General features: G+C 53.8%; 24 protein-coding genes. 8 read left to right on the top strand and 16 right to left on the bottom strand.

What is annotated here, in order from left to right:
- Genes D5270_RS02370 through D5270_RS02355 form a run of 4 tightly spaced genes read right to left on the bottom strand, consistent with a single transcriptional unit; the run spans window position 1 to window position 4,422 of the window.
- On the bottom strand, window positions 1-975 hold the full coding sequence (locus D5270_RS02370) for a sensor histidine kinase (RefSeq protein ID WP_166542571.1): 975 nt from the start codon (window positions 973-975) through the stop codon (window positions 1-3).
- A complete protein-coding gene (locus tag D5270_RS02365) occupies window positions 972-1,739 on the bottom strand; it encodes a LytR/AlgR family response regulator transcription factor (protein WP_166542570.1) in 768 nt (255 codons plus the stop codon). The genes D5270_RS02370 and D5270_RS02365 overlap by 4 nt, the downstream gene beginning before the upstream one ends.
- Window positions 1,736-3,484, bottom strand: coding sequence for a glycoside hydrolase family 2 protein (locus tag D5270_RS02360; RefSeq protein WP_166542569.1), 1,749 nt, complete (start codon window positions 3,482-3,484; stop codon window positions 1,736-1,738). Before D5270_RS02360 ends, D5270_RS02365 begins: the two co-directional genes overlap by 4 nt.
- Window positions 3,485-3,525: 41 nt before the next feature.
- Window positions 3,526-4,422 (bottom strand): TolB family protein, encoded by an 897-nt coding sequence (locus tag D5270_RS02355; protein ID WP_207709276.1) that lies wholly within the window; start codon window positions 4,420-4,422, stop codon window positions 3,526-3,528.
- A 161-nt stretch (window positions 4,423-4,583) separates the two neighbouring features.
- Here D5270_RS02355 and aroA point away from each other — a divergent pair, with 161 nt between their 5' ends.
- Genes aroA through D5270_RS02335 form a run of 4 tightly spaced genes read left to right on the top strand, consistent with a single transcriptional unit; the run spans window position 4,584 to window position 8,618 of the window.
- On the top strand, window positions 4,584-5,852 hold the full coding sequence (gene aroA, locus D5270_RS02350) for a 3-phosphoshikimate 1-carboxyvinyltransferase (RefSeq protein WP_166542568.1): 1,269 nt from the start codon (window positions 4,584-4,586) through the stop codon (window positions 5,850-5,852).
- Window positions 5,833-6,930: a chorismate synthase gene (gene aroC, locus D5270_RS02345; RefSeq protein WP_166542567.1), complete on the top strand. Its 1,098-nt coding sequence runs from the start codon at window positions 5,833-5,835 to the stop codon at window positions 6,928-6,930. Before aroA ends, aroC begins: the two co-directional genes overlap by 20 nt.
- 30 nt (window positions 6,931-6,960) lie before the next feature.
- A complete protein-coding gene (locus D5270_RS02340) occupies window positions 6,961-8,109 on the top strand; it encodes a bifunctional chorismate mutase/prephenate dehydratase (protein WP_166542566.1) in 1,149 nt (382 codons plus the stop codon).
- A complete protein-coding gene (locus tag D5270_RS02335; RefSeq protein ID WP_166542565.1) occupies window positions 8,109-8,618 on the top strand; it encodes a GNAT family N-acetyltransferase in 510 nt (169 codons plus the stop codon). The genes D5270_RS02340 and D5270_RS02335 overlap by 1 nt, the downstream gene beginning before the upstream one ends.
- 47 nt (window positions 8,619-8,665) lie before the next feature.
- Here D5270_RS02335 and D5270_RS02330 read toward each other — a convergent pair whose 3' ends face one another.
- Window positions 8,666-9,565 (bottom strand): hypothetical protein, encoded by a 900-nt coding sequence (locus D5270_RS02330; protein WP_166542564.1) that lies wholly within the window; start codon window positions 9,563-9,565, stop codon window positions 8,666-8,668.
- Window positions 9,566-9,728: 163 nt separating this feature from the next.
- Between D5270_RS02330 and D5270_RS02325 the strand changes: the two genes are divergently transcribed.
- From D5270_RS02325 to lysS, 4 genes are all read left to right on the top strand, one after another.
- Window positions 9,729-10,190: an S-ribosylhomocysteine lyase gene (locus D5270_RS02325; RefSeq protein ID WP_166542563.1), complete on the top strand. Its 462-nt coding sequence runs from the start codon at window positions 9,729-9,731 to the stop codon at window positions 10,188-10,190.
- A gap of 178 nt (window positions 10,191-10,368) precedes the next feature.
- Window positions 10,369-11,067 carry a cell wall hydrolase gene (locus tag D5270_RS02320; RefSeq protein WP_166542562.1) on the top strand — a complete coding sequence of 233 codons (699 nt, stop codon included), beginning with the start codon at window positions 10,369-10,371 and terminating at the stop codon, window positions 11,065-11,067.
- A 119-nt stretch (window positions 11,068-11,186) separates the two neighbouring features.
- Window positions 11,187-11,669: a transcription elongation factor GreA gene (gene greA, locus D5270_RS02315; RefSeq protein WP_161473915.1), complete on the top strand. Its 483-nt coding sequence runs from the start codon at window positions 11,187-11,189 to the stop codon at window positions 11,667-11,669.
- Between the two features lie 44 nt (window positions 11,670-11,713).
- Complete coding sequence (lysS, locus tag D5270_RS02310; protein WP_166542561.1) at window positions 11,714-13,195, top strand: lysine--tRNA ligase; 1,482 nt, start codon at window positions 11,714-11,716, stop codon at window positions 13,193-13,195.
- Window positions 13,196-13,260: 65 nt separating this feature from the next.
- On the opposite strand, the gene D5270_RS02305 is transcribed toward lysS, so the two are convergent.
- Genes D5270_RS02305 through D5270_RS02255 form a run of 11 tightly spaced genes read right to left on the bottom strand, consistent with a single transcriptional unit; the run spans window position 13,261 to window position 23,536 of the window.
- A complete protein-coding gene (locus D5270_RS02305) occupies window positions 13,261-14,547 on the bottom strand; it encodes a Gfo/Idh/MocA family protein (RefSeq protein WP_166542560.1) in 1,287 nt (428 codons plus the stop codon).
- A 26-nt stretch (window positions 14,548-14,573) separates the two neighbouring features.
- Complete coding sequence (locus tag D5270_RS02300; RefSeq protein ID WP_166542559.1) at window positions 14,574-15,266, bottom strand: Type 1 glutamine amidotransferase-like domain-containing protein; 693 nt, start codon at window positions 15,264-15,266, stop codon at window positions 14,574-14,576.
- Between the two features lie 24 nt (window positions 15,267-15,290).
- The gene (locus D5270_RS02295) at window positions 15,291-16,079 is read right to left on the bottom strand and encodes a TraX family protein (protein ID WP_166542558.1); all 789 of its coding nucleotides are present in this window, start codon (window positions 16,077-16,079) and stop codon (window positions 15,291-15,293) included.
- Between the two features lie 18 nt (window positions 16,080-16,097).
- On the bottom strand, window positions 16,098-17,372 hold the full coding sequence (purD, locus tag D5270_RS02290) for a phosphoribosylamine--glycine ligase (protein WP_166542557.1): 1,275 nt from the start codon (window positions 17,370-17,372) through the stop codon (window positions 16,098-16,100).
- Between the two features lie 31 nt (window positions 17,373-17,403).
- Window positions 17,404-18,087, bottom strand: a complete 684-nt coding sequence (locus tag D5270_RS02285; protein ID WP_166542556.1) for an HAD family hydrolase — start codon at window positions 18,085-18,087, stop codon at window positions 17,404-17,406.
- A complete protein-coding gene (locus D5270_RS02280; RefSeq protein ID WP_166542555.1) occupies window positions 18,087-19,262 on the bottom strand; it encodes a phosphoribosylaminoimidazolecarboxamide formyltransferase in 1,176 nt (391 codons plus the stop codon). The genes D5270_RS02285 and D5270_RS02280 overlap by 1 nt, the downstream gene beginning before the upstream one ends.
- A gap of 36 nt (window positions 19,263-19,298) precedes the next feature.
- The gene (locus tag D5270_RS02275; RefSeq protein ID WP_166542554.1) at window positions 19,299-20,021 is read right to left on the bottom strand and encodes an IMP cyclohydrolase; all 723 of its coding nucleotides are present in this window, start codon (window positions 20,019-20,021) and stop codon (window positions 19,299-19,301) included.
- Window positions 20,022-20,035: 14 nt separating this feature from the next.
- Entirely contained in the window at window positions 20,036-20,521 is a 486-nt protein-coding gene (locus D5270_RS02270) for a GyrI-like domain-containing protein (protein ID WP_166542553.1), read from the bottom strand.
- 10 nt (window positions 20,522-20,531) lie between these two features.
- Window positions 20,532-21,158 (bottom strand): phosphoribosylglycinamide formyltransferase, encoded by a 627-nt coding sequence (gene purN, locus D5270_RS02265; RefSeq protein WP_166542552.1) that lies wholly within the window; start codon window positions 21,156-21,158, stop codon window positions 20,532-20,534.
- The gene (gene purM, locus D5270_RS02260) at window positions 21,155-22,303 is read right to left on the bottom strand and encodes a phosphoribosylformylglycinamidine cyclo-ligase (RefSeq protein ID WP_166542551.1); all 1,149 of its coding nucleotides are present in this window, start codon (window positions 22,301-22,303) and stop codon (window positions 21,155-21,157) included. Before purM ends, purN begins: the two co-directional genes overlap by 4 nt.
- Window positions 22,304-22,318: 15 nt before the next feature.
- A complete protein-coding gene (locus D5270_RS02255; protein WP_166542550.1) occupies window positions 22,319-23,536 on the bottom strand; it encodes an aminopeptidase in 1,218 nt (405 codons plus the stop codon).
- Window positions 23,537-23,551 lie beyond the last annotated feature (15 nt).

The raw sequence follows: 23,551 nt of genomic DNA, 5'->3' as shown, positions 1-23,551 counted from the left end.
CTAGTGCTTAATGAGTATGACTGTATGGAAAAGCTCTGTGCCGTCATCATAATATTGGCGCAGGGTGCCGTCGTACTTTTTCACGACTCCGGCTATACTTTTGATACCAAGCCCATGGTGTACGATATCCTGCTTGGTGCTGGCGAAGCCGCCCATACCGTCGCTTTTAGGGGGCGAGGCACAGGAGTTCACCAGGGACACCATCAAGGCGCCCCCGGCCCGAAGGTCGCAGAGAAGCTCGATATATGGACTCTCGGCTCCATTAGCCGCCTCTACTGCGTTCTCCATAAGGTTTCCGAACAGGGAGGTCATATCGCTCTGGCTCAAAAAGTCCACGGACTGGTCCCGAACATCAGCGGAGAATCGGATACCCTTCTCGTCGCACACCTCACTGTACCGGGCAAGTATTACATCAAGCAGCCGGTTGCCGCAAATGCGCACCCGCTTCTGGAGGGCGGGGGAGCGCTCAAGCTCCGCCACATACTGCACCACAGCCGTATCCCCGCCGGCCTGGGCCAGGCCGCGTATTGCCCCCAAGTGCTTGCGTATATCGTGTATCAGCACACGCTGGCGGTCATACTGCTCCTCCATGGCCTTATAGTAGCTGATTTCCGTCTGCTGCTTCTGGAGCATTAGCTGGCGTGACAGGTCCTGCCGGTTCATACGCTGGGTTATTCGGTAGCCGATGTATATTAGCAGGTTGTCGAACATCAGTATCATCACGCCAGCCAAGGCCAATGAGCCTATTGTAAGAGGCAGCGCGATAAAGAACGCCGTATAGCTCACCATCAGCAGTATAAACAGTGTTGCCAGAGAAAATCCAGTCAGCATTAAAGCGGCAGGGTCGTAGCTGGAGAAATGGGAGCTCTCACCGGAAAAACGCCGGGTTATTTTGCAGAAGCCCTTATATATGAGCTTACCGCTGAAGGACAGCAGAGTGAATCCCAAAAGCAGGGCGAATGCCTCTTTTATCATCTTGTCGCCTCCACATACAGCATATAGGCGTTCTTGAACTCCTGACAGCGCCGCCGTGCCAGGTATGCCGGGTACTGGATGCCGCCGGGGGCCTCCAGGGTGATAAGGGTGGAGGAAAAGGAGCGCACATATTTCATGTTGATTATATAGCTGCGGTGGGGGCGGTAGAAACTGCCTATATCAAGCAGGGACTCCCAGTACCTCATGCCCTGTGTAGACTCATAGCTTCCGTCCAGAGCGTGTATTACCACCCGCCGCCTCTGGGCCTCCGCCATGATTATCTCCTGGGCGCTGCGCGTAACGGATTTACTGGAGGTCTCAATAAGCACCGGCCTGGTATCCACGCTGAGCTGGTACAGCGCGTCGTCCATGTTGCGGAACAGCCGGGCTTTCTCCAGCGGCTTTGAAAGATAGCGAAACACATGAAACCGCATGGCGTCGTCAAGATAGTCGGCGTGGGAGGTAAGGATAAATATTTTAATATATGGGTATTGGGCCTGTAACCTTGCCCCGGCGTCTATACCGCTTATTTCCGGCATTTCCACATCCAAAAAAGCAATATCAGGGTGGGGCACGCCGGGACGGCAGAGTTCTTCGAGCATGGCCTTCGGGGAAGTATATGAGGCATACTCAGGCTGAGGAAGCTCTTTCACGTTAAAATATTCCCGGAGGCTCATTTCAAGCTGGGCAGGCACGGCAGGGTCGTCATCACAGAACAGTATTTTTAGGGAAAGAGGGGCGTTCTCTGGCTTATTGTCATTCACTTTTCTATCGCCGCCTGTGCAGACATTGCCGCCTTCATGCCCTCATAGATGTGGTCGGAGAATTTGCGGCTCCTGTCGTAGGAATAGAGGCCGTTCTGCTCCTGCTCCACATCGGTGAGCTGGGTGTAGCACAGGGCGCAGACGGCGGGATTCTCCAGCATTGCGGCGGCGAGGCCCGCAAAGCGCCTTAGCACTTCATCCTCACTGTCGGGCCTGTTTCCATAGCCCCAGTTGTTCTCATCCTCAGGATTTGGGTTCCACCAGGTTCCACCGTACTCGCTGACGAAATAGGGCTGGCCCTCGTATTTCTGGCGCTGGGGGAAGGTCTCAAAGGCCTCGCCGCCATCAGCCATAGGAGCAAGCTTTGCCCTGAAAGAATCGGGGTCCTGGTCGTAGTCATGTATATCATAGATATCAGTTATCACATGGAAGTTTCCGCTGGTGTCTATCACTGGGCGCGTGGGGTCAAGGGCTTTTGTGGCAAGATAGGTGGCTCTCAGCACCTCGTTATCCTGTCTTGCGCCAGTCTTTGGGTCGTCCCAGGTCTCGTTAAACGGGCACCAGCCCACTAAAGCAGGATGGTTGAAGTCCCGGGCAACCTCCTCCAGCCACTCTGGCAGGAAGTTCTCAAGTCCGGCGGCGGTGGTGATATCCAAGCCCCAGCTTGCCATCTCCCCCCATACCAGATATCCAAGCTTGTCGGCCCAGTACAGGTAGCGCTCCTCAAATACCTTTTGATGCAGTCTGGCGCCGTTAAAGCCTAAATCCATGCTCAGCTTGATGTCATTAATAAGCGCCTCTTCGCTGGGAGCGGTATATATACCATCGGGATAGAAGCCCTGGTCCAGTATCAGCCGCTGGAATATCGGCTTGCCGTTTATCTCAATAGCCCTGCCGTCCCAGCGGATATCACGGAGGCCGAAGTAACAGTCTACCCTGTCGAGTACAGCGCCGCCCTGCTCTATAACCAGCTCCAAATCATAGAGGTTCGGTGACTCCGGGGCCCAGAGATGGGCTTCGGTGAGCATTATTTCAAAGGCCAGTTCACTGGCGCCGGTGCGTGCACAGGAGCCCATAGGCTTACCCTCAAAGGAAGCAGCGGCCTTGAAGGTACAGCCATCTGTGCAGCCTTTAATGGAAGCCTGCACCATGACGGAACTGTTTGCGGGCTGGGGGTAGACTTTATAGGAGACGATATGTGTCTTGGGCAGGAACTCCAGCCAGACAGTCTGCCAGATACCTGTGGTGCGGGTGTAGTCGCAGGCGGAGGAGTAGAGCCTGTCTGCCTGCTTGCCCTTTGGCTGCCTGCCTGAACGCACATCGTCCTGGGCACAGACGACTATAGTATTCTCGCCGGGCTGTACATGCTCGGTTATATCAAATGCAAAGGACACGTAACCACCCTTATGGCTCCCGGTTTCCCTGCCGTTTACCCAGACGGTGCAGAGGTAGTCGACAGCGCCAAAGCGCAGCATGACAACATTATCGGTTTGTTCTTCCGTCAGATTAACAGTACGGCGGTACCAGACGGCAGGCATAAAATCCGTGTGACCGATGCCGGACAGCTTGCTCTCAGGGCAGAAGGGGACATTGATGGTTCTGGAGAATGGGGTCTCCCACATGCAGCCCTCCTTGCCGCTGTTTCCAAAGTCGAACTCAAACTCCCAGCTTCCGTTCAGGTTTAACCAGCTGCTTTCTCCGCGAGCCATCTGCGGGCGGGGGTATTCAGGACGAGGTATAGACATAGTTGTGCTCCTTTCAAATGCTGTAAATAATATAATATGTTTTAGTATTCGCGTATACGGTAGCTCACAAAGGCAAACCTATTGCTGTCAGGGGCCCAGGAGTTTACATTGATTGTACCCTGCCCGCCGAACAGTTCGGCGATGGTGCGCACAGTGCCGCCGCCGGCATCCATCAGACGAAGCGCCACGTTCTTATGGGGCAGATGCTCCCAAGGCTCCAAATCGCCCTTATGGTAGGACAGCATTACAACCAGCTTCCGGTCCGGGGAGATATGGGGGAACCAGGTGTTCCACTCCTCGTCAAAGGTCATCTGAGTCTGCTCAGAGCCGTCGGCCCTCATACGGAAGGCCTGCATGAGCCCTGAACGCACGGAGTTAAACCAGATATATTCCCCGGCGCTGTCATACTCCGGGCCGTCGTTAAGGCCTGGTGCATCGGTGAGCCGGGTTTCCTCGCCGCCATTAACAGGGATGGTGTAGACATCAAACTCGCCGCCACGCTCCGCGCAGTAGGCAAGGGTCTTGCCGTCCGGGGACCAGCCGTGCAAGTAGCTGGGGGCAAGAGGGGTTATAAGCCTGGGAACGCCGCCGGCCAGCGGGACGGTGTAAACCCTGGACTGACCGTCCTCCTTGGTACCGTGGCTGACAGCAATACTGCAGCTGTCCGGGGACAGAACGTGGTCGTTGTTGCAGCGGGTAACGAAATCAGTGAATACCTCATGGCTCTCGCGGGTATCAAGGTCAAAGCGGTAGATACGGCCGCTGCTGTTATAAGTCAGGAACTTTCCGTCCGGGGACCAGTTAGGGGCCTCAATAAGGTAGTCAAATTCCTTTAGTACCGTCCGGGTTCCGGCACTTACGTCAAAAACCTCAAGTATTGATTGGTCGTCATCCCTATACCAGGGATTCCTACGGTCAGGCTCTGAGATTTTGGGCACAGATATCCTCCTCTCCAGGGGTAAGTGAATTGTACACATCATACCATAACCGGTATAGGTTTGCAATGACTATAAAGACTTTGAGTGTTGTTTTTTCTTGCAAGAAACATAAAAAGCTGGTATAATAAGACGGATAACCGGCGTTATGAAGGAGAATATATATGGACCATGTAAGCTACGGCTCTGCCTTTTCCGGCGGGAGCCTTACCGTGCCGCCCAGCAAATCCGCCGCTATACGCGCGCTGCTCTGTGGGGCGCTGGCAATGCGTACAAGCGGCAGGTGGTGTGAGATAACCAACCTGTTTGACAGCGATGATATCACGTTTACAATGAGAGCTGCCGAGATACTCTGTGCTGATAATGGGGGAGAGGTGGACTGCGGCGAGTCCGGCTCATTGCTGCGGTTTATTATCCCTATTGCCGCCGCGTTGGGCGGCAGATGGCGGTTTACTGGAAGGGGGCGTCTGCCGCAGAGGCCACTTGGCGTGTATGCGGACCTCTTGCCCGCCCACGGCGTGAGCTTTAAAAATGAATCGGAGGGCCAGGGCCTGCCGCTTATTATAGAGGGGCGCTTAACTTCAGGCAGGTTTACTCTGCCGGGAAACATCAGCTCCCAGTTTGTGACCGGACTGCTTATGGCTATGCCACTTTTAGAGGGGGACAGCGAGATTATACTGACCTCTCCTTTGGAGTCTATAGGATATGTAGACATGACGATGGACGTGCTCCGCAACTTTGGCGTTACTGTGCGGGCCATTGAAGGAGGCTGGCAGATACCCGGAGGGCAGAGCTACGAGAGCCCGGCCTATCAGGTGGATGGCGACTGGTCTCAGGCGGCGTTCTTCCTTAATATAGCCGCGCTTTCACCTATAGGGGCCAAGGTGCGTATGGGCGGCCTTAGGCCGGACTCTTTGCAGGGCGACCGGGCATGTATCAAGGTATTTGGCGGCTTTGGACTTGACATCCGCTGGGAAGGTGACGAGCTGGTGGCGCAGAATCTACACGCCGGAGAGCCGTTCGGCGGTTTGAGAGGTCAGAGGCTGGATGTATCGAATATCACAGATATGGTCCCGGCGGCGGCAATATGCGCGGCGCTGAGTCGCGGAGAAACCCGCTTTGAGAACGCAGGGCGTCTGCGCCTAAAGGAGAGCGACAGGCTGGAGGCCATGAAGCAGGCCATAAATGCCCTTGGCGGCAGAGCCTCTGAGGATGGGGATACCCTCATAATAAATGGGGTAGAGAGACTAAGCGGCGGGCTTGCTCAGGGCTGTAATGACCACAGGGTAGTTATGGCGCTGGCAGGGGCTGGTCTTAGAAGCGAGTCGCCGGTGGAGGTTACGGACGCGTACAGCATAAATAAGACCTATCCAACTTTTTTTGACGAGTACCGTAGATTAGGAGGTATAGCAAATGTCTTCCAGTTGGGGTAATAGTATCAGGATATCAATATTCGGGGGGAGCCATACCCAGGCAATTGGGGTGAACATTGAGGGTCTGCCGGCAGGGGAGAAAATAGAGCTGCCCGAAATCCTGGCACAGATGGCACGCCGTGCACCGGGACAGGACAAGACTGCCACAACTCGTAAGGAGAGCGACCAGCCCCAGGTGCTGTGCGGCCTGCTGGACGATGTCACTACCGGTGCGCCCTTGTGCGCGATGATCGAGAATACTAACCAGCGCTCCAAGGATTACAGCCAATTAAAGGTTCTGCCACGGCCCGGGCATGCGGACTATACAGCCGAGGTCAAGTACGGCGGGCACCAGGACGTACGCGGGGGCGGGCACTTTTCCGGGCGGCTTACGGCTCCGCTGGTGTTTGCCGGGGCGGTTGCAAGGCAGATATTGGCTAGGCGCGGTATTACTGTGGGCGCCCATGTGCTGAAAATAGCCGGGGCGAAAATAAACGACCAGCCCTTTCATCCAACAGAGGTCTCTAGGGAGCTGTTGGACAGGCTCAGCAGTGAGTATTTCCCAGTCATCAACCCGGAGGCCAGGGAGAGTATGCGCCAATCGATTGAAAAGGCTAGGCTCAGCCAGGACAGTGTGGGGGGCATAGTGGAGTGCGCTATACTGGGTATGCCTGTTGGGGCCGGAGACCCTATCTTTGACGGTGCGGAAAATCGCATTGCTTCTATTGCTTTTGGTATACCGGCAGTTAAGGGTGTGGAGTTTGGCGCCGGGTTTTCTGTGGCTGATTCAAGGGGCAGCGAGAACAACGATTCAATGTATGTGTCTGAAGACGGCTCCGTCAGGACCCGCACCAACAATGCCGGAGGAATACTAGGCGGAATCACTAATGGAATGCCCCTGATATTCCGGGCAGCATTCAAACCTACGTCCTCTATAAGCCGGGAACAGGATACGGTGGACCTTAGCACCCATACTAACGCGAAGCTGGTCGTTACCGGGCGGCATGACCCCTGTGTTGTGCCCAGGGCGGCCCCGGTTGTGGAGGCGGCCGCTAGTATAGCCGCGCTGGACCTGCTGGCCCAGAGCAGGATGCTGTAAGATAGTAAATAGGGAGGCATAATTTTAAGTATGAAAGAACAGGAATTTCAGGAGAAGCTGGCCCGGGAGCGCCGGGAGATAGACCGGATAGACAAACAGCTGCTGCCGCTGTTTTTAGAGCGAATGGGATGTGTGGAGCGTGTGGGAGCCTTGAAGCAGCAAGCCGGAGCTCCGGTACGCAATGCCGCCAGAGAGCAGGAGATAATCGACAGAGTGAGCCGCCAGGCAGGAGAGCTGGGACAGAGCGCCGCGGCTTTTTACCGGGCTATCATGGCTATCAGCCGGGACCGCGAGCATGCCATAATAGGCGGGGATTCAGATTTGCGGAGGCTGGAGCGTACCGCAGACCGTGAGCTTCCGAGTCCTGTGGGCCGGGTGGTATGCCAGGGCGTGGGCGGGGCTTATTCCCACAAGGCCGCCAGCAGGCTTGTTGATGACGGGGATATCACGTTCGTGCCTGAGTTTAGCCAGGTGTTTCGGGAGGTAGAGAAAGGGGCGCTGGGAGTGGTGCCGGTGGAGAATTCGGCGGCAGGGTCAGTTACAGCGGTGTATGACCTGATTTTGCAGTATAGATTCTACATTGTTGGCGCGGTAGATATCCGGGTGGAGCACTGTTTGGCTACGGCTGCTCCTGGGCCAGTAACTAAGGCAATATCTCATCCACAGGCCCTGGCCCAGTGCTCGGAGCTAATCGCGGCCCGGGGCCTTGAAGCTCAGGAATACAGCAATACCGCAGCCGCGGCCCAGGCTGTAGCGGAGCGGAAGGAAGCGGGACTTGCGGCAATCTGCTCGGAGGATGCGGCAAAGCGGTATGGGCTTACCATCATAGAGCGGGGGGTCCAGAATGTCCGCAATAACACTACCAGGTTTGTGGCGGTCTATAAGAAGCCGGTTTTGCCAAATGGAGCCAATAAGATAAGCCTCTGTTTCTCCCTGGCACATACTACGGGCTCTCTGCACAGCGTGCTGCGCCGCTTTGCTACCCATGGCCTGAACCTGACAAAGATAGAGTCCAGGCCGATTCCGGGCCGTTCCTTCGAGTATGACTTCTATCTGGACTTTACCGGCAGTATACATGACCCGGATACATTGAATCTAATCTGTGCCCTGAACGCCGAGCTGCCAAGGTTTTCTTTCCTTGGCAACTACAGCGAGCTTTCAACTGAGGAGGATGGCTGATGGATATTGAGCTAAAACTGATGAGCACGCCGGAGGAAATAGATACGCTCTGCCGCCTGGCAAAGGAGGCGTGGAAGCAGGCCTACAGTGAGCTGCTGGGATACGAACAAATCAATTATATGGTAGAAAAGTTCCTGTCGCCGCAGGCTGTAGTACAGCAGATGAAGGAACAGAACTATGTGTACTACATAATATACGGCGATAACAGGCCTGGAGGCTTCATGGGTTTTGCGCCAAACTATGAGGGCCGAAAGGAGCTCTTTCTGAGCAAGCTCTACCTTCTGCCAAATATGAAGGGCACCGGCGCGGCCCATGCCGCCTTTGAGCTGGCGGAGCGTGAGGCGGGAAGGCTGGGGCTTTCGAGGATACGCCTGACGGTGAATAAAGGCAATACCCACGCCAAAGAGGTCTACGAGCACTGGGGCTTTGAGACAGTGGAGAGCGCCGTGACGGATATCGGCGGCGGGTTCGTGATGGACGACTATATTATGGTAAAGACGCTGGCATGAGAGAACCCCCGGATACTCTCCGGGGGCCTTTTATTTTCTGTATCAGCTTACCAGCCCAGGGCGTCCTTAGTAGCCTTATAGCTGGTCCGGCAGGATTTGCACATATTGCTGTAGGCAATGCTGTCCTTATTGCCCTTATCGGTAAACTTCTTATGGCAGACCGGGCAGGTGACTGTAGTGACGCCGGGCATCTGGTGGCTGTCGGCATAGGAGGAGTAGCCTATCCTGTCGCCAAACGAAAGTATGACGATGACCGCTAATACGCTCACAAACAGGTTGACTATATTCACTGGGGTGGATTTTTTGCCCTCCTCCAGAAGGGTGGCAGGCAGGTAGAACCCGGCGACAATGAGCATGATGTTCCCGAGGATATTCCCGGCGCTGATGCTGATGGTCGTATCCATGAACGCGGGCATTATAACAAAGATAGCTATCGCGAGCATCAGGTAATAGAAGAGTATCCCATAGGAGCGCATCTTTGGGCGCAGCGTGTCCTTGCTGAGCTTAGAGCCTATCTGTATCATGCCCAGGCCGTATACCAGCAGTGCCGCCACGTCCCCGGCGTGGGGGAAGAAGCCATAGAAATCGCTCTGCATTATGATAAAGTTGGTATAGACACTGATGCCGAATATCACAATAAACGCAATGCCCAGTACAATACACAGCAGGCTGGCGGCCTTTCTCACAGGCTTATGCTTCATTGCAGACAGGGACACCAGCACCAGCAGGGCTATGGGTATCAGTGTGACGGCGGCGTTGGCAAGATAGCTCAGGATTCCTATGACCCCGCCGGCTCCAAAGGTAACGGTCCCGACCACTCCAGTAGGTATGTCGGTACTAAAGTTCAGCAGGCCCGGGAGCCTGCGCCAGTTCAGGACGACGTGTACCGCCAGCAGAAGCATGGAGAGGGGCATTTCCATCTTTTTTACCGGCTGATTTTCGCTCATGTCTAATCTCCTCCATAATATGTAAAACTTTGAGATATATTGTAGCACGAACAAGTTTAGATGTCAATGGGAAAAACTTTTTGTGAGTCCTGCATAGGGTGTGGACATTTATACATTTACGTGCTATAATCTCACTAAAGAACGTAGAAAGGAAATGTATAATATGAAAACTATAGCTAGCTTTACAGTAAATCATGACAAACTGGAGAAGGGTATGTACGTATCCAGGGTAGACGGCGGTGTGATAACATATGATATTCGCATGAAGAAGCCCAATATGGGCGACTATCTGAATAACGGCCAGCTGCATACATTTGAGCACCTGTTTGCAACCTATGCCAGGAACACGGAGCTCAGCGGCAGCGTCATTTATATTGGGCCAATGGGCTGCCGCACGGGTTTTTATATGCTCCTTCGTGACAGTGTGAGTAAGGAACAGGCCATAGCCCTTGTACAGGAGTCATTTGAGTTTATCTCGAAGTTCGATGATATTATTCCAGGCAGCAGGCGTGAGGAGTGCGGCAACTATCTTGAGCATGACCTGCCGGGAGCCAGGGAAGTTGCAAAGGATATGCTGGAGGTGCTTAAAAACTGGACACCGGCGGACATGGAGTACGCCCAGTAAACTCGACAATAAAATCAGCCTGCCGGTGGTAGAATATGAGCCGTTAGTCTTTGGCATATGGAAAATTTTGGAAAGGTTTTTGCATAAATAATCCAGCAAAAACATATACTCCAAACATGTGCCCAGACTGAAATACAGAGGACGAGCTATCGTCCCCTAAGGAAAGGAACGTGCTCATATGAAGAAGAAACTTCTGGCGGCAGTACTGGCAATTACATTGGCGGTAATGCCCATGCTGAGCGTAAGCGCATCGGCAAAAAGCGGGGGTCTTGGCGACTACATCACCGTAACCGGCTACGACCCTGATGTGGACTACATGACGATGATGCTCCGCGCCCTGAAGGACGGCAGCGCATACGCCATGCAGGTTGGCGCTATCTACGAACAGCAGCGCAACTTGAAGATTGAAAAGCTGAACATGTCCTATGCTAAGACCACCTATTTCACCGACTATACCACGGCAAAGGAGATACTTGCGGCGATTGAGGCGGCGAAGCGCCCCAAGCCCTCATACACCGAGGAGGACCTTGACCTTCTGGCCCGGATAATCAACGCTGAGGCGGGCTGTGACTGGATACCTGACTGGGTCCAGAGGATGGTGGGCAGCGTGGTGTTAAATCGTGTGAAAAGCAAGTATTTCCCAAATACTATCAGGGAGGTAATATACCAGCCCGGACAGTATGGCCCGGTGTATAACGGCATGATAAATTATACGCCGACGAAGAAAGCTATAGAGAACGCCAGATATGTGCTTGAGAACGGCAGCACCTGTCCTGCCAATGTCACCGGGCAGAATGGAGTTATCTCCGGCAGCGGGGTGTATACCAGCTATTATGACAGTATACTGGGCACCACAATATATTTCTGCTACACCTAACAGTAAGTATGGAAAAGGCCGGACCTGGTGTCCGGCCTTTTTGCTTGACAAATTAGCGCCCGGATAGTATAATATTCAGATGAGAACGGCATAGCCGCTACGGAAAGGAAAATGCAAGCATGGCAGAGAAGCAGTTTTTTGTTACCAAGGAAGGCCTAAAGGACCTGGAGAAAGAGCGCGACTACCTGATAATGGTGCGGCGCAAGGAGGTCTCGGAGAAGATAAAGGTTGCCCTGTCCTTCGGAGACCTGTCTGAGAACAGCGAGTATGACGAAGCCAAGAACGACCAGGCTGTAGTTGAGGCACGCATTGCCGATGTAGAGATGATGCTGAAAAATGCTGTTGTAATAGATGAGGAGGCTCTGGGCAACGAGACCGTGCATATCGGTTCCACTGTTGATGTGAGCGTAACATCCCCCAATGGAAAGCAGAGTGAGCGTACACTGCGCATAGTTGGCTCCAACGAGGCCGACCCACGCAATGGCAAAATTTCTGACGAATCGGCAGTGGGCCAGGCGCTTATCGGTGCGGTGGTGAACCAGACTGTGGTTGTTGAAGCCCCCGCGGGTATGGCCACATATGTTGTCAATGCCATAAACTGATTTTTTATAGCAGCACATATAATATAGGAAAGGGAGAGGGAAAGATGGCGGAAAAGCAGCCGCAAGAGCTTAGTGAGATTCTACAGATACGCCGGGATAAGCTCAACAATATGCAGGAGCAGGGCAATGATCCGTACCTGCATACACGCTTTGACGTGGACAGAAAGGCTCAGGAGATACTTGACAAATTTGAGGAGCTTGAGGGCAAAGAGGTCAGCGTTGCTGGGCGTATAATGAGCCGCAGAGGTATGGGCAAAGTTGCCTTCATGGACCTGCAGGACAGCACGGGGCGTGTGCAGATATATGCGAAGATAGACGAGATGGGGGAGGAAGCCTATAAGGCCATGCAGGCGGCTCTGGACATCGGCGACATAGTAGGCGTAAAAGGCGAGGTTTTCCGCACCCAGCGGGGGGAGATATCGGTAAAGGCCATGGAGTTGACCATACTCTCAAAAGCGCTTCTGCCCCTGCCGGAGAAGTACCACGGCCTTACAAACACCGACGCCCGCTACCGCCAGAGGTATCTGGACCTTATCATGAACCCGGAGTCCCGGGAGGTGTTCGTAAAGCGCACCAAGATAATCAGCGCCATAAGGGAGTTCCTGGACGGCCAGGACTTTCTGGAGGTGGAGACCCCGGTGCTGCACACCCAGGCGGAGGGCGCGGCGGCGCGGCCCTTTATCACACACCACAATACCCTGGATATGGATATGTACCTGCGCATCGCCCTGGAACTGCACCTGAAGCGGCTGATAGTGGGGGGGTTCGATCGGGTGTATGAGATCGGCCGCAACTTCCGCAACGAGGGCATGGACGCCTGGCACAATCCGGAGTTCACCATGCTGGAGTTCTATCAGGCATATACCGACATAAACGGCATGATGGACCAGACCGAGAACCTTATCCGCTTCGTGGCCCACAGGGTGCTTGGCACCGGCACCGTGGAGCGGAACGGCGTGGTGATAGACCTTGACAAGCCTTTCGGCAGGATATCCATGGTAGAGGCTGTGAAACAGCACGCCGGGGTGGACTTCACCCAGGTAGAGAGCATAGAGGAGGCCCGCCGTCTTGCGGACGAGCACCATATTGAATACGAGCAGAGGCATAAGAAGGGCGAGATATTGAACCTGTTCTTTGAGAAATACTGCGAGGACAAGCTCATACAGCCAACCTTCCTTACAGGCCATCCGGTGGACATCTCGCCCCTGGCGAAGAAGGACCCGGCAAACCCGGAGTATACTCAGCGCTTTGAGCTGTTTATCTGCGGCAGCGAGTACGCCAACGCCTTTAGCGAGCTCAACGACCCAATCGACCAGCGCCAGCGCTTTGAGGCCCAGGCCGCTCAGAAGGCCGCCGGTGACGACGAGGCCTGCGACGTGGACGAGGACTTCCTGACAGCACTGGAGTATGGTCTGCCTCCTACCGGAGGTATGGGCATGGGCGTGGACAGGCTGGTAATGCTGCTCACAGGAGCAACATCTATTAGGGATGTGCTGCTGTTTCCCACGATGAAGCCAATCGAATAAAGAATAAAAAAAGACATGAGCCAAGTGCCCATGTCTTTTTATACTCAAATTATGGAGACTGGATGTTAATTCTTCCGAAATTCCTCTAAATCGATTAGTTCCCCGCCTCTAAGCCGTGAGGCCTCTGCTGCCAGCGCCACATAGTGGCTTTCCATTGAATGTTCTAGGGTGGTGGTGCGCTCTGTAGGCTCAGCTCCATCAATGAGCATGTTAAGGAAATCCTCAATAATGCCGCTGTCGCCGCCGCCGTGCCCCTTCAGGTCGCTGGACAGGGCCTTTAGGTCGATTACCTCTTCGCCTTTGCCGAACACGCGGATGCGGATAATATTGGACTTCATGTCGGCCTCTATCTCGCCTTTAGTGCCCATGGCCTTGAAGTAGCGGTAGCAGTCCTCGGTGAAGGCGCACATAGTAAACTGGATGGTCGTACCATCTTCCATCAGGAGATTGGTCTGCTGATGGTCTACAACATTGTTGTCGCAATGGTAAACACAGCGGCCGTAGGGGCCGTGGCGCAGGGCCTCATAGGTGGACTCGACCGTATTTTCCACACTGAGAACAGAGCTTATCCAGTTGCCGCCATGCATGAGCCCGGTCTTCTCGCCGGTAATGTAAATCCTTTCAGCGTCGAAAATACACTGGTCCTTCACCTTACAGCCGCCAAGGCAGTATTCGGTGGAGCCTTCAGGAGCACACTCCTTTTTGAACAGGTGAATGCCGCCTACAGATGATACTGACTTACACTTCTTTCCCACAAGCCAGGTGAGGATATCCATATCATGGCATGACTTCTGCAGAATCATTGGGCTGGTCTCATCGGAGTTACGCCAGTTACCCCGCACAAAGGAGTGGGCTTGATGCCAGTACCCCACGTTCTCATTTGCGCAGATTGACACAACATCGCCGATTTTACCTGCGCTAATAATATCTTTTAACTTATTATAGAAATTGGTGTATCTTAAAACATGGCAGAGTATGATATGCTGGTCCGGGAGTTTTTTGGATACCTCAAGTATTTCACAGCATTTCTGCAAATCAGGGGAAATGGGCTTTTCCATAAGCACATGGTACCCCAGTTCAAGGGCTGGTATAGCGTGGCCCACATGCTGCCGGTCCATAGTGGATACAACAGCAACATCGGCAAGCTTGCCCTTTGCAAACATCTCCTCGGCGCTGGCAAAGCAGTTTTCTTCGGGAATATTATAGAGCTCCTGGGCCTTTTTTACCTTGTTAGGGTTTAGGTCGGCAACAGCTACAATTTTCATGCGGTCGGGAAAGAGCTTTTGCATGGAGGCGTAGGTGCTGCCCCGGTCGCCGAAGCCGGCGATGGCAAATGTAATTGGTGCATTCATGATAAATATTATCCTTTCAAGATGTTTTAGTCAATAGGCCGGAATACCTCAACGCCAAATCTGGGCGGGTATGTCCAGTCAATAGAGTGGCAGGCCTCAAGGTCCTCCAGCAGCTGGAATCCATCGAAGCTGACAGCCAAGGCCTGGTTAAAATGCAGCAAAATATGGGGAAGAGGGAGCTGCTTAGGGCGCAAATCAGGCTTGAGGTCGCAGTGGCAGTCTATGTAGGCAGGAATCAGCCCTAGAGCGGCGGTTTCCTCGTTCTCCGCGCCGCCATAGCAGCCCATAATATTTGGGGTAGCAATTATACTGCCAGCACTGACCCCCACGTAGACCTTATTGGAGAACACGAATTTTTTTATTATTTCCTCAAAATGCGAAGCTTTTATTTGCTTCAAAAGGTGCTCATACCATCCGCCGGTGAAGAACATCACGTCAAAATCAAGTATAGCAGATTCACTGATGGAGCCATCCATTTCATAGGAAGTGATATGCCCGGGCAGAAACCCCAGATTCTCAAGCTCCCACCGAAGGATATCAGCCAGTTGGCGGGATTCGTCATCACAGGCTGCAACTGGTATGAACAACACCCGGGCCTTGGAAAAAGGCTTGTCTACCATGCGGGATAATCCCTCCACTATGGGTGCAAGAGGCCGCCCGAGGTCAAAGGGGTCGAAAAATCCGGAGTCTGTCAGCAGTACATTCTGCCAGGAATTCATAGATGGACCTTCTTTCTAGGTCTGTTATGGGAGCACTCGGTCCCAGTCTATATCAATGGGGCCTATCCACTGGTTTATCACATAGAACAGCAGCAGGTGTAGCGGGTAGTAGGCATAAAAGAAGTATTGGGAGAATTTGTTCTGCCGTCCCTTTTGACCGTTATACAGTGCCAGAATGCCCACAGCTCCCAAGGCACAGAAAAGGTAGCTCCAATGTAGAGTATAACGCATTATCAACGGGCTGGCAAGGTATAAGACTAGCACCATGCCGCTAAGTGCCGTAAGTTTCCACTTTTTCTGTTGGAACAGGTAGGGCAAGAGCACGAAAAGCACACCTAAACCGCCATAGTCCGTATGATGCATCTCTGCCAGCAGAACCAGGGCGATAATTGGGAAGACTGCAACCCACGCTAGCTTCTTCTTAGAGAAGAAATCCCAGATAAAACAACAGGCAGCACCGAGCAGTAAGGTAAACAGCACATTGCTCATGGGGAGGGGCCAGAGGCGTAAGCGCACCATACCCAGCCCTCCAAGTGCAAGCTGGAAGGGTGCTTCTGCCAATATAGCGAACACCAGCAGCCGCAGAAGAAATTTACTGCGGTTTTTAGTGTATGTACAGCCCTGGGCAATGCCAAATGAGTAGAGAGGGAAGGCAATGCGCCCTAGAGAGTGCATTACACGAAGGGTATACGAAGAAACAGTTAGGCTCATACCCAACTGTTCTATGAGAAAAGGCTGGGTTATGAATGTAGAAGCCGCATGGTCAAGAGTCATTGATATAATGGCGATTATTTTAACAATTTGCCATGACATATAGCTGCTCCTTATAAATTATGAGAGAAAGCATCTACTCCCAATATCCTTTCGGTAAAAAGCCCCGTCAAATGACACTTTTTCGGTAGACTTATAGGCTCTGTCCAAAGCCTCACGGAGGTCCGCGCCCTTGGCTGTAATGCCGAGCACACGCCCGCCAGATGTATAGAACTTACCGTCCTCAAGCTTTGTGCCCGCGTGTATGACTGTTGCGCCGTCAAGTTGACCGTTCTCATCAAGCCCGCTTATAAGCTTTCCCTTCTCATAGCTGCCAGGATATCCGCCGCTTGCAATTATCACACATGCGCAGGCTTCGTCCGACCACTTCACATCTATTTCGCTTAGCTTCTCATTAGCTACAGCCTCGATGATATCCACAAGGTCAGTCTTAAGCCTGGGGAGCACCACCTGGGTTTCCGGGTCGCCAAAGCGGGAGTTGTACTCTATTACTTTGGGGCCGTCAGGGGTGAGCATGATACCAAAATAGAGGCAGCCCTTGAACTTGCGGCCCTCGGCGTTCATGGCGTTCATAGTGGGCAGGAAGATTGTGTCCATACACACCTTCGCTATCTTGTCGGTATAGAAGGGACTGGGGCTGATAGTACCCATGCCGCCGGTATTGGGGCCCATGTCATTGTCATAAGCCCGCTTATGGTCCATAGAGCTCACCATCGGATACACGACATGACCGTCAGTAAAAGCCAGCACAGTGACTTCAGGCCCGGTAAGGAACTCCTCTACCACAACCCGGTCGCCTGATGAGCCGAACTTTCTTTCCTCCATGAGAGAGTGCAGGGCCTCAGCCGCCTCCTGCTCATTTTGGGCAAGGGTGACACCCTTGCCCACTGCAAGACCGTCGGCCTTGATAACGGCAGGGTACTTACCCTGGCTTCTAATATAATCCAGAGCCTCTGAAGGTGAGGTAAAGACCTCATAACCGGCCGTGGGAATGCCGTACTTCTTCATGAGATTCTTCGAGAATACCTTGCTGCTCTCTATCTCTGCAGCCTTTTTATTGGGCCCGAAGCAGGTGAAGCCGCCTGCCTCCAAAAAATCCACCATACCGGCTCCCAACGGGTCATCCGGGGCAACAAATACCATGTCTACATTTTTCTCTCTTGCCAGCGCCAGCATACCCTCCTTGTCCATAGCGTCTACATTGCAGCACTCGGCATCGGCAGAGATGCCGCCGTTGCCAGGGGCGCAGTAGAGCTTGCTTACGCGGGGACTCTCTCGGAGCTTGCGGACGATAGTATGTTCCCTGCCGCCGCTGCCTATCACCAAAATATCCATATTTATCAATCCTTTCAGAAGTTTCAGAAGGTTACAGAAATTTGAGCAGTTCGCTGAGTGACGTAACGGTGACATCGGCCCCGGAACTTTTTGTCCCGGGCTTTGTGATATGCGCCGCATGCCAGCCCGCATTTTTAGCGCCGAGTATATCTGCTATAGGGTTATCGCCCACCATCCAGATGAGTGACGGGAAGTTGGCGATACGCTCGGCAATACGGAATATTCTCTCATCAGGCTTGCAGGCGCCGGCTACACTGGAGTTAATTATCCCTGAGAAAAACTGCCGCAGGCCAAGCTGAATGAGCAGGTTTTCCCACTCTGGAAAATTGTTGGTGAGAATATAATTTTTATAGCCCTTAAAGGCACAGACTGCCAGTGTAGCCGCCGCGTCGGGCCGTACATGATACAGCGTCGCGTCCTGTACGATATTGCGCACTTCCAGCGCGGCATTCCGAGCCTCGGCTTTTGGAACGCCGAGGGCCTCAAAGGCCGCAGAAAACTTGTCGAGCAGTACCAGCCAAAAATCTTCTCCGGTAAGGCTGCTGTCGCCGTTCGGGTGCCAGGGGAAGCCGCTTTTCAGGAATGGCCGGAGCTTTTCCTCAGTCACATCATACCGCTCTGCTAACGGCCCTAGAGCCATTACCATGCAGGAGCGCCAACTGGGTTCCCCGGTGGTAAGAGTGCCGTCAAAGTCCCAGAATATGGCTCTGCGCATTAGTGGTGGAACAGCCTGATGCCAGTAAAGGCCATGGCGATACCGTACTTGTCACAGACCTCTATAACATTGTCGTCACGTATGGAGCCGCCGGGCTGGGCGATGAATTCTACGCCGGACTTGTGGGCGCGCTCAATGTTGTCGCCGAAGGGGAAGAAGGCGTCGCTTCCAAGGGCTACGCCGGTCATGCCGTCCAGCCACTGGCGGCGCTGTTCACGTGTGAAGGGCTCGGGCTTCTCAGTGAAGAAGTTCTCCCACTGTCCGTCAGCGAGCACGTCCATATAGTCGTCGGAAATATATACATCGATGGTGTTATCCCGGTCCGGCCTGCGGATGTCCGGCTTAAAGGGGAGCTCGAGCACCCTGGGGGACTGGCGCAGATACCAGTTGTCTGCCTTATTTCCGGCTAGCCTTGTGCAGTGCACACGGCTCTGCTGGCCTGCGCCAACACCGATAGCCTGCCCGTTTTTCACATAGCAGACGGAATTTGACTGGGTATACTTCAATGTGATAAGAGACACTATAAGGTCTCGCTTGGCGCTGTCCGACAGGGACTTGTTGGCGGTGGGCAGAGTCTCAAGCAGGCTTTCATCTATCTTCAGCTCATTCCTGCCCTGCTCGAAGGTAATGCCAAACACGTCTTTATGCTCGATAGGGGCGGGCACGTAGCTTTCGTCTATCTGTACCACATTATAGTTACCCTTGCGCTTAGTCTTGAGGATATCCAGGGCTTCGTCGGTGTAGCCGGGGGCTATAATACCGTCGGAGACCTCCCGGGCCAGCAAAGTGGCTGTTTCCTTGTCGCACACATCTGACAGCGCGGCCCAGTCGCCATAGGAGGACATGCGGTCTGCACCACGGGCGGCGGCATAGGCGCTGGCTATGGAGGAGAGCTCCAAATCATCTACAAAGTATATTTTCTTGAGAGTGTCGGACAGGGGTACATACACCGCCGCTCCGGCAGGGCTAACATGCTTGAATGAAGCTGCGGCGGGCAGGCCTGTAGCGGTCTTCAGCTCGCGTACCAGCTGCCAACTATTGAAGGCGTCCAGGAAGTTGATGTAACCGGGGCGTCCGTTGAGCACCTGCACGGGAAGTTCGCCATCCTGCATGAATATGCGAGAGGGTACCTGATTGGGGTTGCATCCATATTTAAGAGAGATTTCCTTAGCCATAAGGCACGACCTTTCTTTACTAAAGTAATATAGTATTTATTTGTTCTTGTTGATGATTCTGGTTTCAGCTTCGCCGCTTTCTAAATCAATATATCTGACAAATAAGGAGACCTTGTTGTCCTCATTCAGGCTTTCCCAAAGGCTGTTTGTGAAGGTATCGATGTCACCCAGGATGGATACAGGCTTGGGGTCCCCCTCGAAGGAGGGCACCGGGTCACCGTCACATTTGTAAGTATGGATAAAGTGGCCCAGTCCCGGCATAGGCTCATAGGAGAAGAACTGACGCTGTGCTGCGGCGGGGTCGCCGTCAGTGCTCTTTAAGATGGACAGCCAGTAGCCGCCGTCTTTATAGTCGATAATGCCGGAAATGCGGGGGGTATAGAGGGGCGGGTCCGGCTCAAAGGTGCGGGTAAGCAGGGCGCGGACAAAATAGCCGGGGGCTACGCATTCAGGATGGGAGCAGATAAGGTTATAGATGGTATCGGTCTGGTCGCCGTTGGTGACGATTATGCCGCCGTCAAAGGTGCGCACAGGGTAATATATTACCAGCGAGGGGTCGGTGAGCAGGGCAGGGTCGTGGGCCTGTGTGCGCATGTTCTCGCTTTCGGCAACGAATATCCTATTGCGGCTGTTGACGCTGCGGCCCATGATGAAGTAGGCGGTGACAGCATGGCAGCCATCCTCACTGCGGCCGATGACAATGCCGCGGCCAGGATAGGTGTTCCCCTTCAGGTCTTCAAAAATATTGATAGGTTTCATTTGGCTGGCTCCTTTCACAAATCGGTTCCTTTTATCGGACACAGGCAGTACATCTCGGGCCGCTCAAGGTTTACAGAGTTCTGAGGATAGACCTCCACGGAGAAGCTGTCAGACAAGACAATACCATGCTCACCGGCCCAGCGGGACATATCCTCCCATATAGTCTGCAGTCTTTCATCTACCAGCTCGCCAAAGGAGCCGGCGGAAAAACTGCCTTTTATATAGTCCCCCACAGGAATAGTAAATGAGGTAAGGCCAGAACCCTGGCCCGGAATGAGTGTCTGACAGCCTACAAGGTAATCCTTATTATTTATGCTGACACCTATCTCCACAGGAGGGTCAACGGTGTCCGGGATGCTTTCATTATTATGAAATCTGTCCCATAGCAGGCCAAGGCTCTCAAATGCTGGTGGAAGTCCGGAGGCTACGAGGCTAAGCCCCGTCATGTAAATTGGTGTGTCCAGGCGCACATGCTCTATTACGGCGTTTTCCGTAAGCATAGTGTAATTTCTACTCCTTGATATGGACTATCCCGTTCTGAACGCTGAGCCGCCCACTGCAGTACAGCTCTACTGCCTTGGGCAGCAGATGCCACTCGGCCTCCTCCATCACGCGTTTTTGGAGGATTTCAGGCGTGTCATCTTCTTTAACCGCAACAGCCTTTTGCAGGATAATGGGCCCGCCGTCGCATACCTCGTTGGCAAAGTGCACAGTGGCCCCGGTGAGCTTAACGCCGCGCTGTAAAACGGCCTCGTGCACATGCAGGCCATAGTAGCCTTTGCCGCCAAAGGCTGGCAGCAGCGCGGGGTGTACGTTCATAATGCAGTCGGGGAAAGCCTCTACAAAGCTGTCGCTGGTAATTGTCAGGAAGCCCGAGAGCACCACCAGCTCTACATCGCGCTTTTTAAGAGCGGATATGAGCGCCTGGCTGTAGGCCTCAACGTCCGGGTACTCCTTCCGGCTGAGAGTGACCGCCTCAATACCAGCCCTGCGTGCCCGCTCCAGGGCAAAAACCTCAGGCTTACTGGATATGACGGTGACAATTTTCCCGCCGCCAAGCCTTTCTGCCGCTTGGGCGTCTATCAGCTGCTGTAGGTTCGTGCCGCCGCCAGAGACCAGCACGCCAATCTTTATCATAGCAGCACCCCCTCGTCACCCGGAACTACTTCGCCCAGAACAACAGCGTCCTCACCGGCGGAGCGGAGAGACTCAAGAGCCTTATCCGCAGTATCAGGAGAGACCGCCATACAGAGGCCAACGCCCATATTAAAGGTATTGAACATATCATGCTCGGGGATATTGCCGGTCTTCTGTATCAAGTTAAAGATGGGGAGCACAGGCACGGCGGCCTTCTCTATCTTGGCAGTGAGCCCCGGAGTGAGCATACGGGGGATATTTTCATAAAACCCACCCCCAGTGATATGGCTGATGGCCTTCACATCAGCACATTCAATGGCTGCCAGTGCTGATTTTACGTAAATGCGTGTGGGGGTCAGCAGGGCCTCACCCAAAGTGCAGCCAAGCTCGTCATAGTGCCTGTTTACAATTTCTGTATCATTGTGGAGCATCTTTGCAACTGAAACAGCCAGCCCCATTGCCGCGCCCACAAGGGACTCGCCGCTATCCTCCATCTTGCCGATACCGAAAACCTTCCTCACCAGGGAAAAACCATTGGAGTGTACGCCCGAGGACTTGACCCCGATAAGCACGTCCCCGGGGGATAACCTGCTGCCGTCTATCATTTTTGGCTTGTCCACAATGCCGACGGTAAATCCGGCTATATCATAGTCTTCCAGAGGCATCATGCCTGGGTGCTCGGCAGTCTCGCCGCCTATAAGCGCACATCCGGCCTGCACACAGCCCTCGGCCACGCCGGAGACAATCTGAGCTATCTTTTCGGGATAATTCTTCCCGCAGGCTATATAGTCCAGGAAGAACAGCGGCTTAGCCCCGCAGCAGACTATGTCGTTGACGCACATTGCAACAGCGTCAATGCCGATGGTGTCGTGCTTATCTAAAAGCATAGCTATTTTCAGCTTCGTGCCAACGCCGTCCGTGCCGGACACCAGCAGGGGCTCCTCCATTTCCGAGAGCTCCGGCCTGAACAGCCCTCCGAAGCCTCCAATACCAGATACAACGCCCGGTATTACCGTTCGGGCGACGTGCTTTTTCATTAGCTCCACAGACTCATATCCTGCTGTCACGTCCACACCGGCGGCGGCATAGCTGTCGCTATAGCTTTTCAGATGATTTTCCTGCGGACTGGTCAAATTGCTTTCCATAAGTATTCCTCCAAATCAAATGGCCCAGTTGCCGTCTGTAAATATGGCAACGTCCCTGCCGTCTCTGGTATGTCCAGTTATGTTAAGCTCCTTGCAGCCTATCATGAAGTCCACGTGTATCATGGAGTCATTGATACCGGCCGCCTTTATCTCCTCGTCGGTCATATTGGCGAAGCCATTCAAAGTTTCGTTAAAGCCGCGGCCCAGGGCGACGTGGCAGGCGGCGTTCTCGTCAAAGAGGGTGTTATAGAACAGCACACCGGAGTTGGAGATGGGGGAGTTGTTGGGCACCAGTGCCAGCTCGCCCAACATACAGGCGCCCTCGTCCATAGTGATCATGCGCTCCAGCAGCTCCTGGTGCTCGCCGGCGTGGACGGCTACAGCCTTGCCGTCCTTAAAGTCCATGGAGAAGCTGTCGATAAGCACCCCCTGGTATGAAAGGGGCAGCGTCGCCACAAGAGTACCCTCGCACTTGCCCTTGAGAGGGGAGGTGAAGACCTCTTCGCTGGGCATATTGGGGTTAAAGTCCACACCGGTGGTCTTAAGGGTCTCGCAGCCGCCAACCCATCTGTGGCCGGGTATCAGCCAGCAGGTGAAGTCCGTGCCGTTGGGGGCCTGATAGTGTAAGTACTCCAGATCGAGGGCGTTGAGCTTTTCACATTTGTCGGCCAGCCGCTGATTATGGGAGCTCCACTCGACAACGGGGTCGTTGTCCTCGGTGACGCGGACCGCCTTAAGTATCTCGCCCCAGAGCTTTTCCACGGCTGTGCTTGTCCGCTCCCCGGGGAAGACCTTTTTGGCCCACTTGGGTGAGGGCACGGCCACTATGGTCCACTGGTACTTGCTCTCCATCTGGTCCCGGATGGGCTTGAACACCTTGCTCTGGGCGATCATGGCCTTCTGCATTTTGGCGGGGTTTATCCCCTTCATGCCGTCCGGGTCTGCGGAGGCGATGTGGATCATGCAGGGCAGCTCTTTGGCGGTGAACTTCATCTTTTCCACGGTCCAGTCCGCTACCTTGCACAACTCAGTTAAGGTCTGGTGGCGGTAGTGGAGCCGGGTAACGGTCTGGTCCGTCCATTCCATCCGCACCCACTTGGCCCCGGCCCTATAGGCCTCCTCCGCCACCATCTCGGCAAACTCATGCTCTGAAACGCTGGCCTGAATTACGGCTGCCTGCCCCTTCTGAAGGTTCACGCCTTTCTGCACGGCTAGCTTAGCATACTTCCTCATGACAGTTTTCTTCAT

The organism is Acutalibacter sp. 1XD8-36 (assembly GCF_009917525.1).
Lineage (GTDB): Bacteria > Bacillota > Clostridia > Oscillospirales > Acutalibacteraceae > Acutalibacter.
This window is presented reverse-complemented; position numbering and strand designations above follow the sequence as displayed.

Bases quoted from the DNA above. Each gene is read 5' to 3' on its own strand.
- D5270_RS02270 (WP_166542553.1), bottom strand. From the start codon at position 20,521: ATGCTTACGGAAAACGCCGTAATAGAGCATGTGCGCCTGGACACACCA.
- D5270_RS02340 (WP_166542566.1), top strand. From the start codon at position 6,961: ATGAAAGAACAGGAATTTCAGGAGAAGCTGGCCCGGGAGCGCCGGGAG.
- D5270_RS02280 (WP_166542555.1), bottom strand. From the start codon at position 19,262: ATGGCTAAGGAAATCTCTCTTAAATATGGATGCAACCCCAATCAGGTA.
- greA (WP_161473915.1), top strand. From the start codon at position 11,187: ATGGCAGAGAAGCAGTTTTTTGTTACCAAGGAAGGCCTAAAGGACCTG.
- D5270_RS02255 (WP_166542550.1), bottom strand. From the start codon at position 23,536: ATGAGGAAGTATGCTAAGCTAGCCGTGCAGAAAGGCGTGAACCTTCAG.
- D5270_RS02295 (WP_166542558.1), bottom strand. From the start codon at position 16,079: ATGTCATGGCAAATTGTTAAAATAATCGCCATTATATCAATGACTCTT.
- D5270_RS02300 (WP_166542559.1), bottom strand. From the start codon at position 15,266: ATGAATTCCTGGCAGAATGTACTGCTGACAGACTCCGGATTTTTCGAC.
- D5270_RS02360 (WP_166542569.1), bottom strand. From the start codon at position 3,484: ATGTCTATACCTCGTCCTGAATACCCCCGCCCGCAGATGGCTCGCGGA.
- D5270_RS02325 (WP_166542563.1), top strand. From the start codon at position 9,729: ATGAAAACTATAGCTAGCTTTACAGTAAATCATGACAAACTGGAGAAG.
- aroC (WP_166542567.1), top strand. From the start codon at position 5,833: ATGTCTTCCAGTTGGGGTAATAGTATCAGGATATCAATATTCGGGGGG.
- aroA (WP_166542568.1), top strand. From the start codon at position 4,584: ATGGACCATGTAAGCTACGGCTCTGCCTTTTCCGGCGGGAGCCTTACC.
- D5270_RS02275 (WP_166542554.1), bottom strand. From the start codon at position 20,021: ATGAAACCTATCAATATTTTTGAAGACCTGAAGGGGAACACCTATCCT.
- D5270_RS02335 (WP_166542565.1), top strand. From the start codon at position 8,109: ATGGATATTGAGCTAAAACTGATGAGCACGCCGGAGGAAATAGATACG.
- D5270_RS02320 (WP_166542562.1), top strand. From the start codon at position 10,369: ATGAAGAAGAAACTTCTGGCGGCAGTACTGGCAATTACATTGGCGGTA.
- lysS (WP_166542561.1), top strand. From the start codon at position 11,714: ATGGCGGAAAAGCAGCCGCAAGAGCTTAGTGAGATTCTACAGATACGC.
- purN (WP_166542552.1), bottom strand. From the start codon at position 21,158: ATGATAAAGATTGGCGTGCTGGTCTCTGGCGGCGGCACGAACCTACAG.
- purM (WP_166542551.1), bottom strand. From the start codon at position 22,303: ATGGAAAGCAATTTGACCAGTCCGCAGGAAAATCATCTGAAAAGCTAT.
- D5270_RS02330 (WP_166542564.1), bottom strand. From the start codon at position 9,565: ATGAGCGAAAATCAGCCGGTAAAAAAGATGGAAATGCCCCTCTCCATG.
- D5270_RS02370 (WP_166542571.1), bottom strand. From the start codon at position 975: ATGATAAAAGAGGCATTCGCCCTGCTTTTGGGATTCACTCTGCTGTCC.
- D5270_RS02305 (WP_166542560.1), bottom strand. From the start codon at position 14,547: ATGAATGCACCAATTACATTTGCCATCGCCGGCTTCGGCGACCGGGGC.
- D5270_RS02285 (WP_166542556.1), bottom strand. From the start codon at position 18,087: ATGCGCAGAGCCATATTCTGGGACTTTGACGGCACTCTTACCACCGGG.
- purD (WP_166542557.1), bottom strand. From the start codon at position 17,372: ATGGATATTTTGGTGATAGGCAGCGGCGGCAGGGAACATACTATCGTC.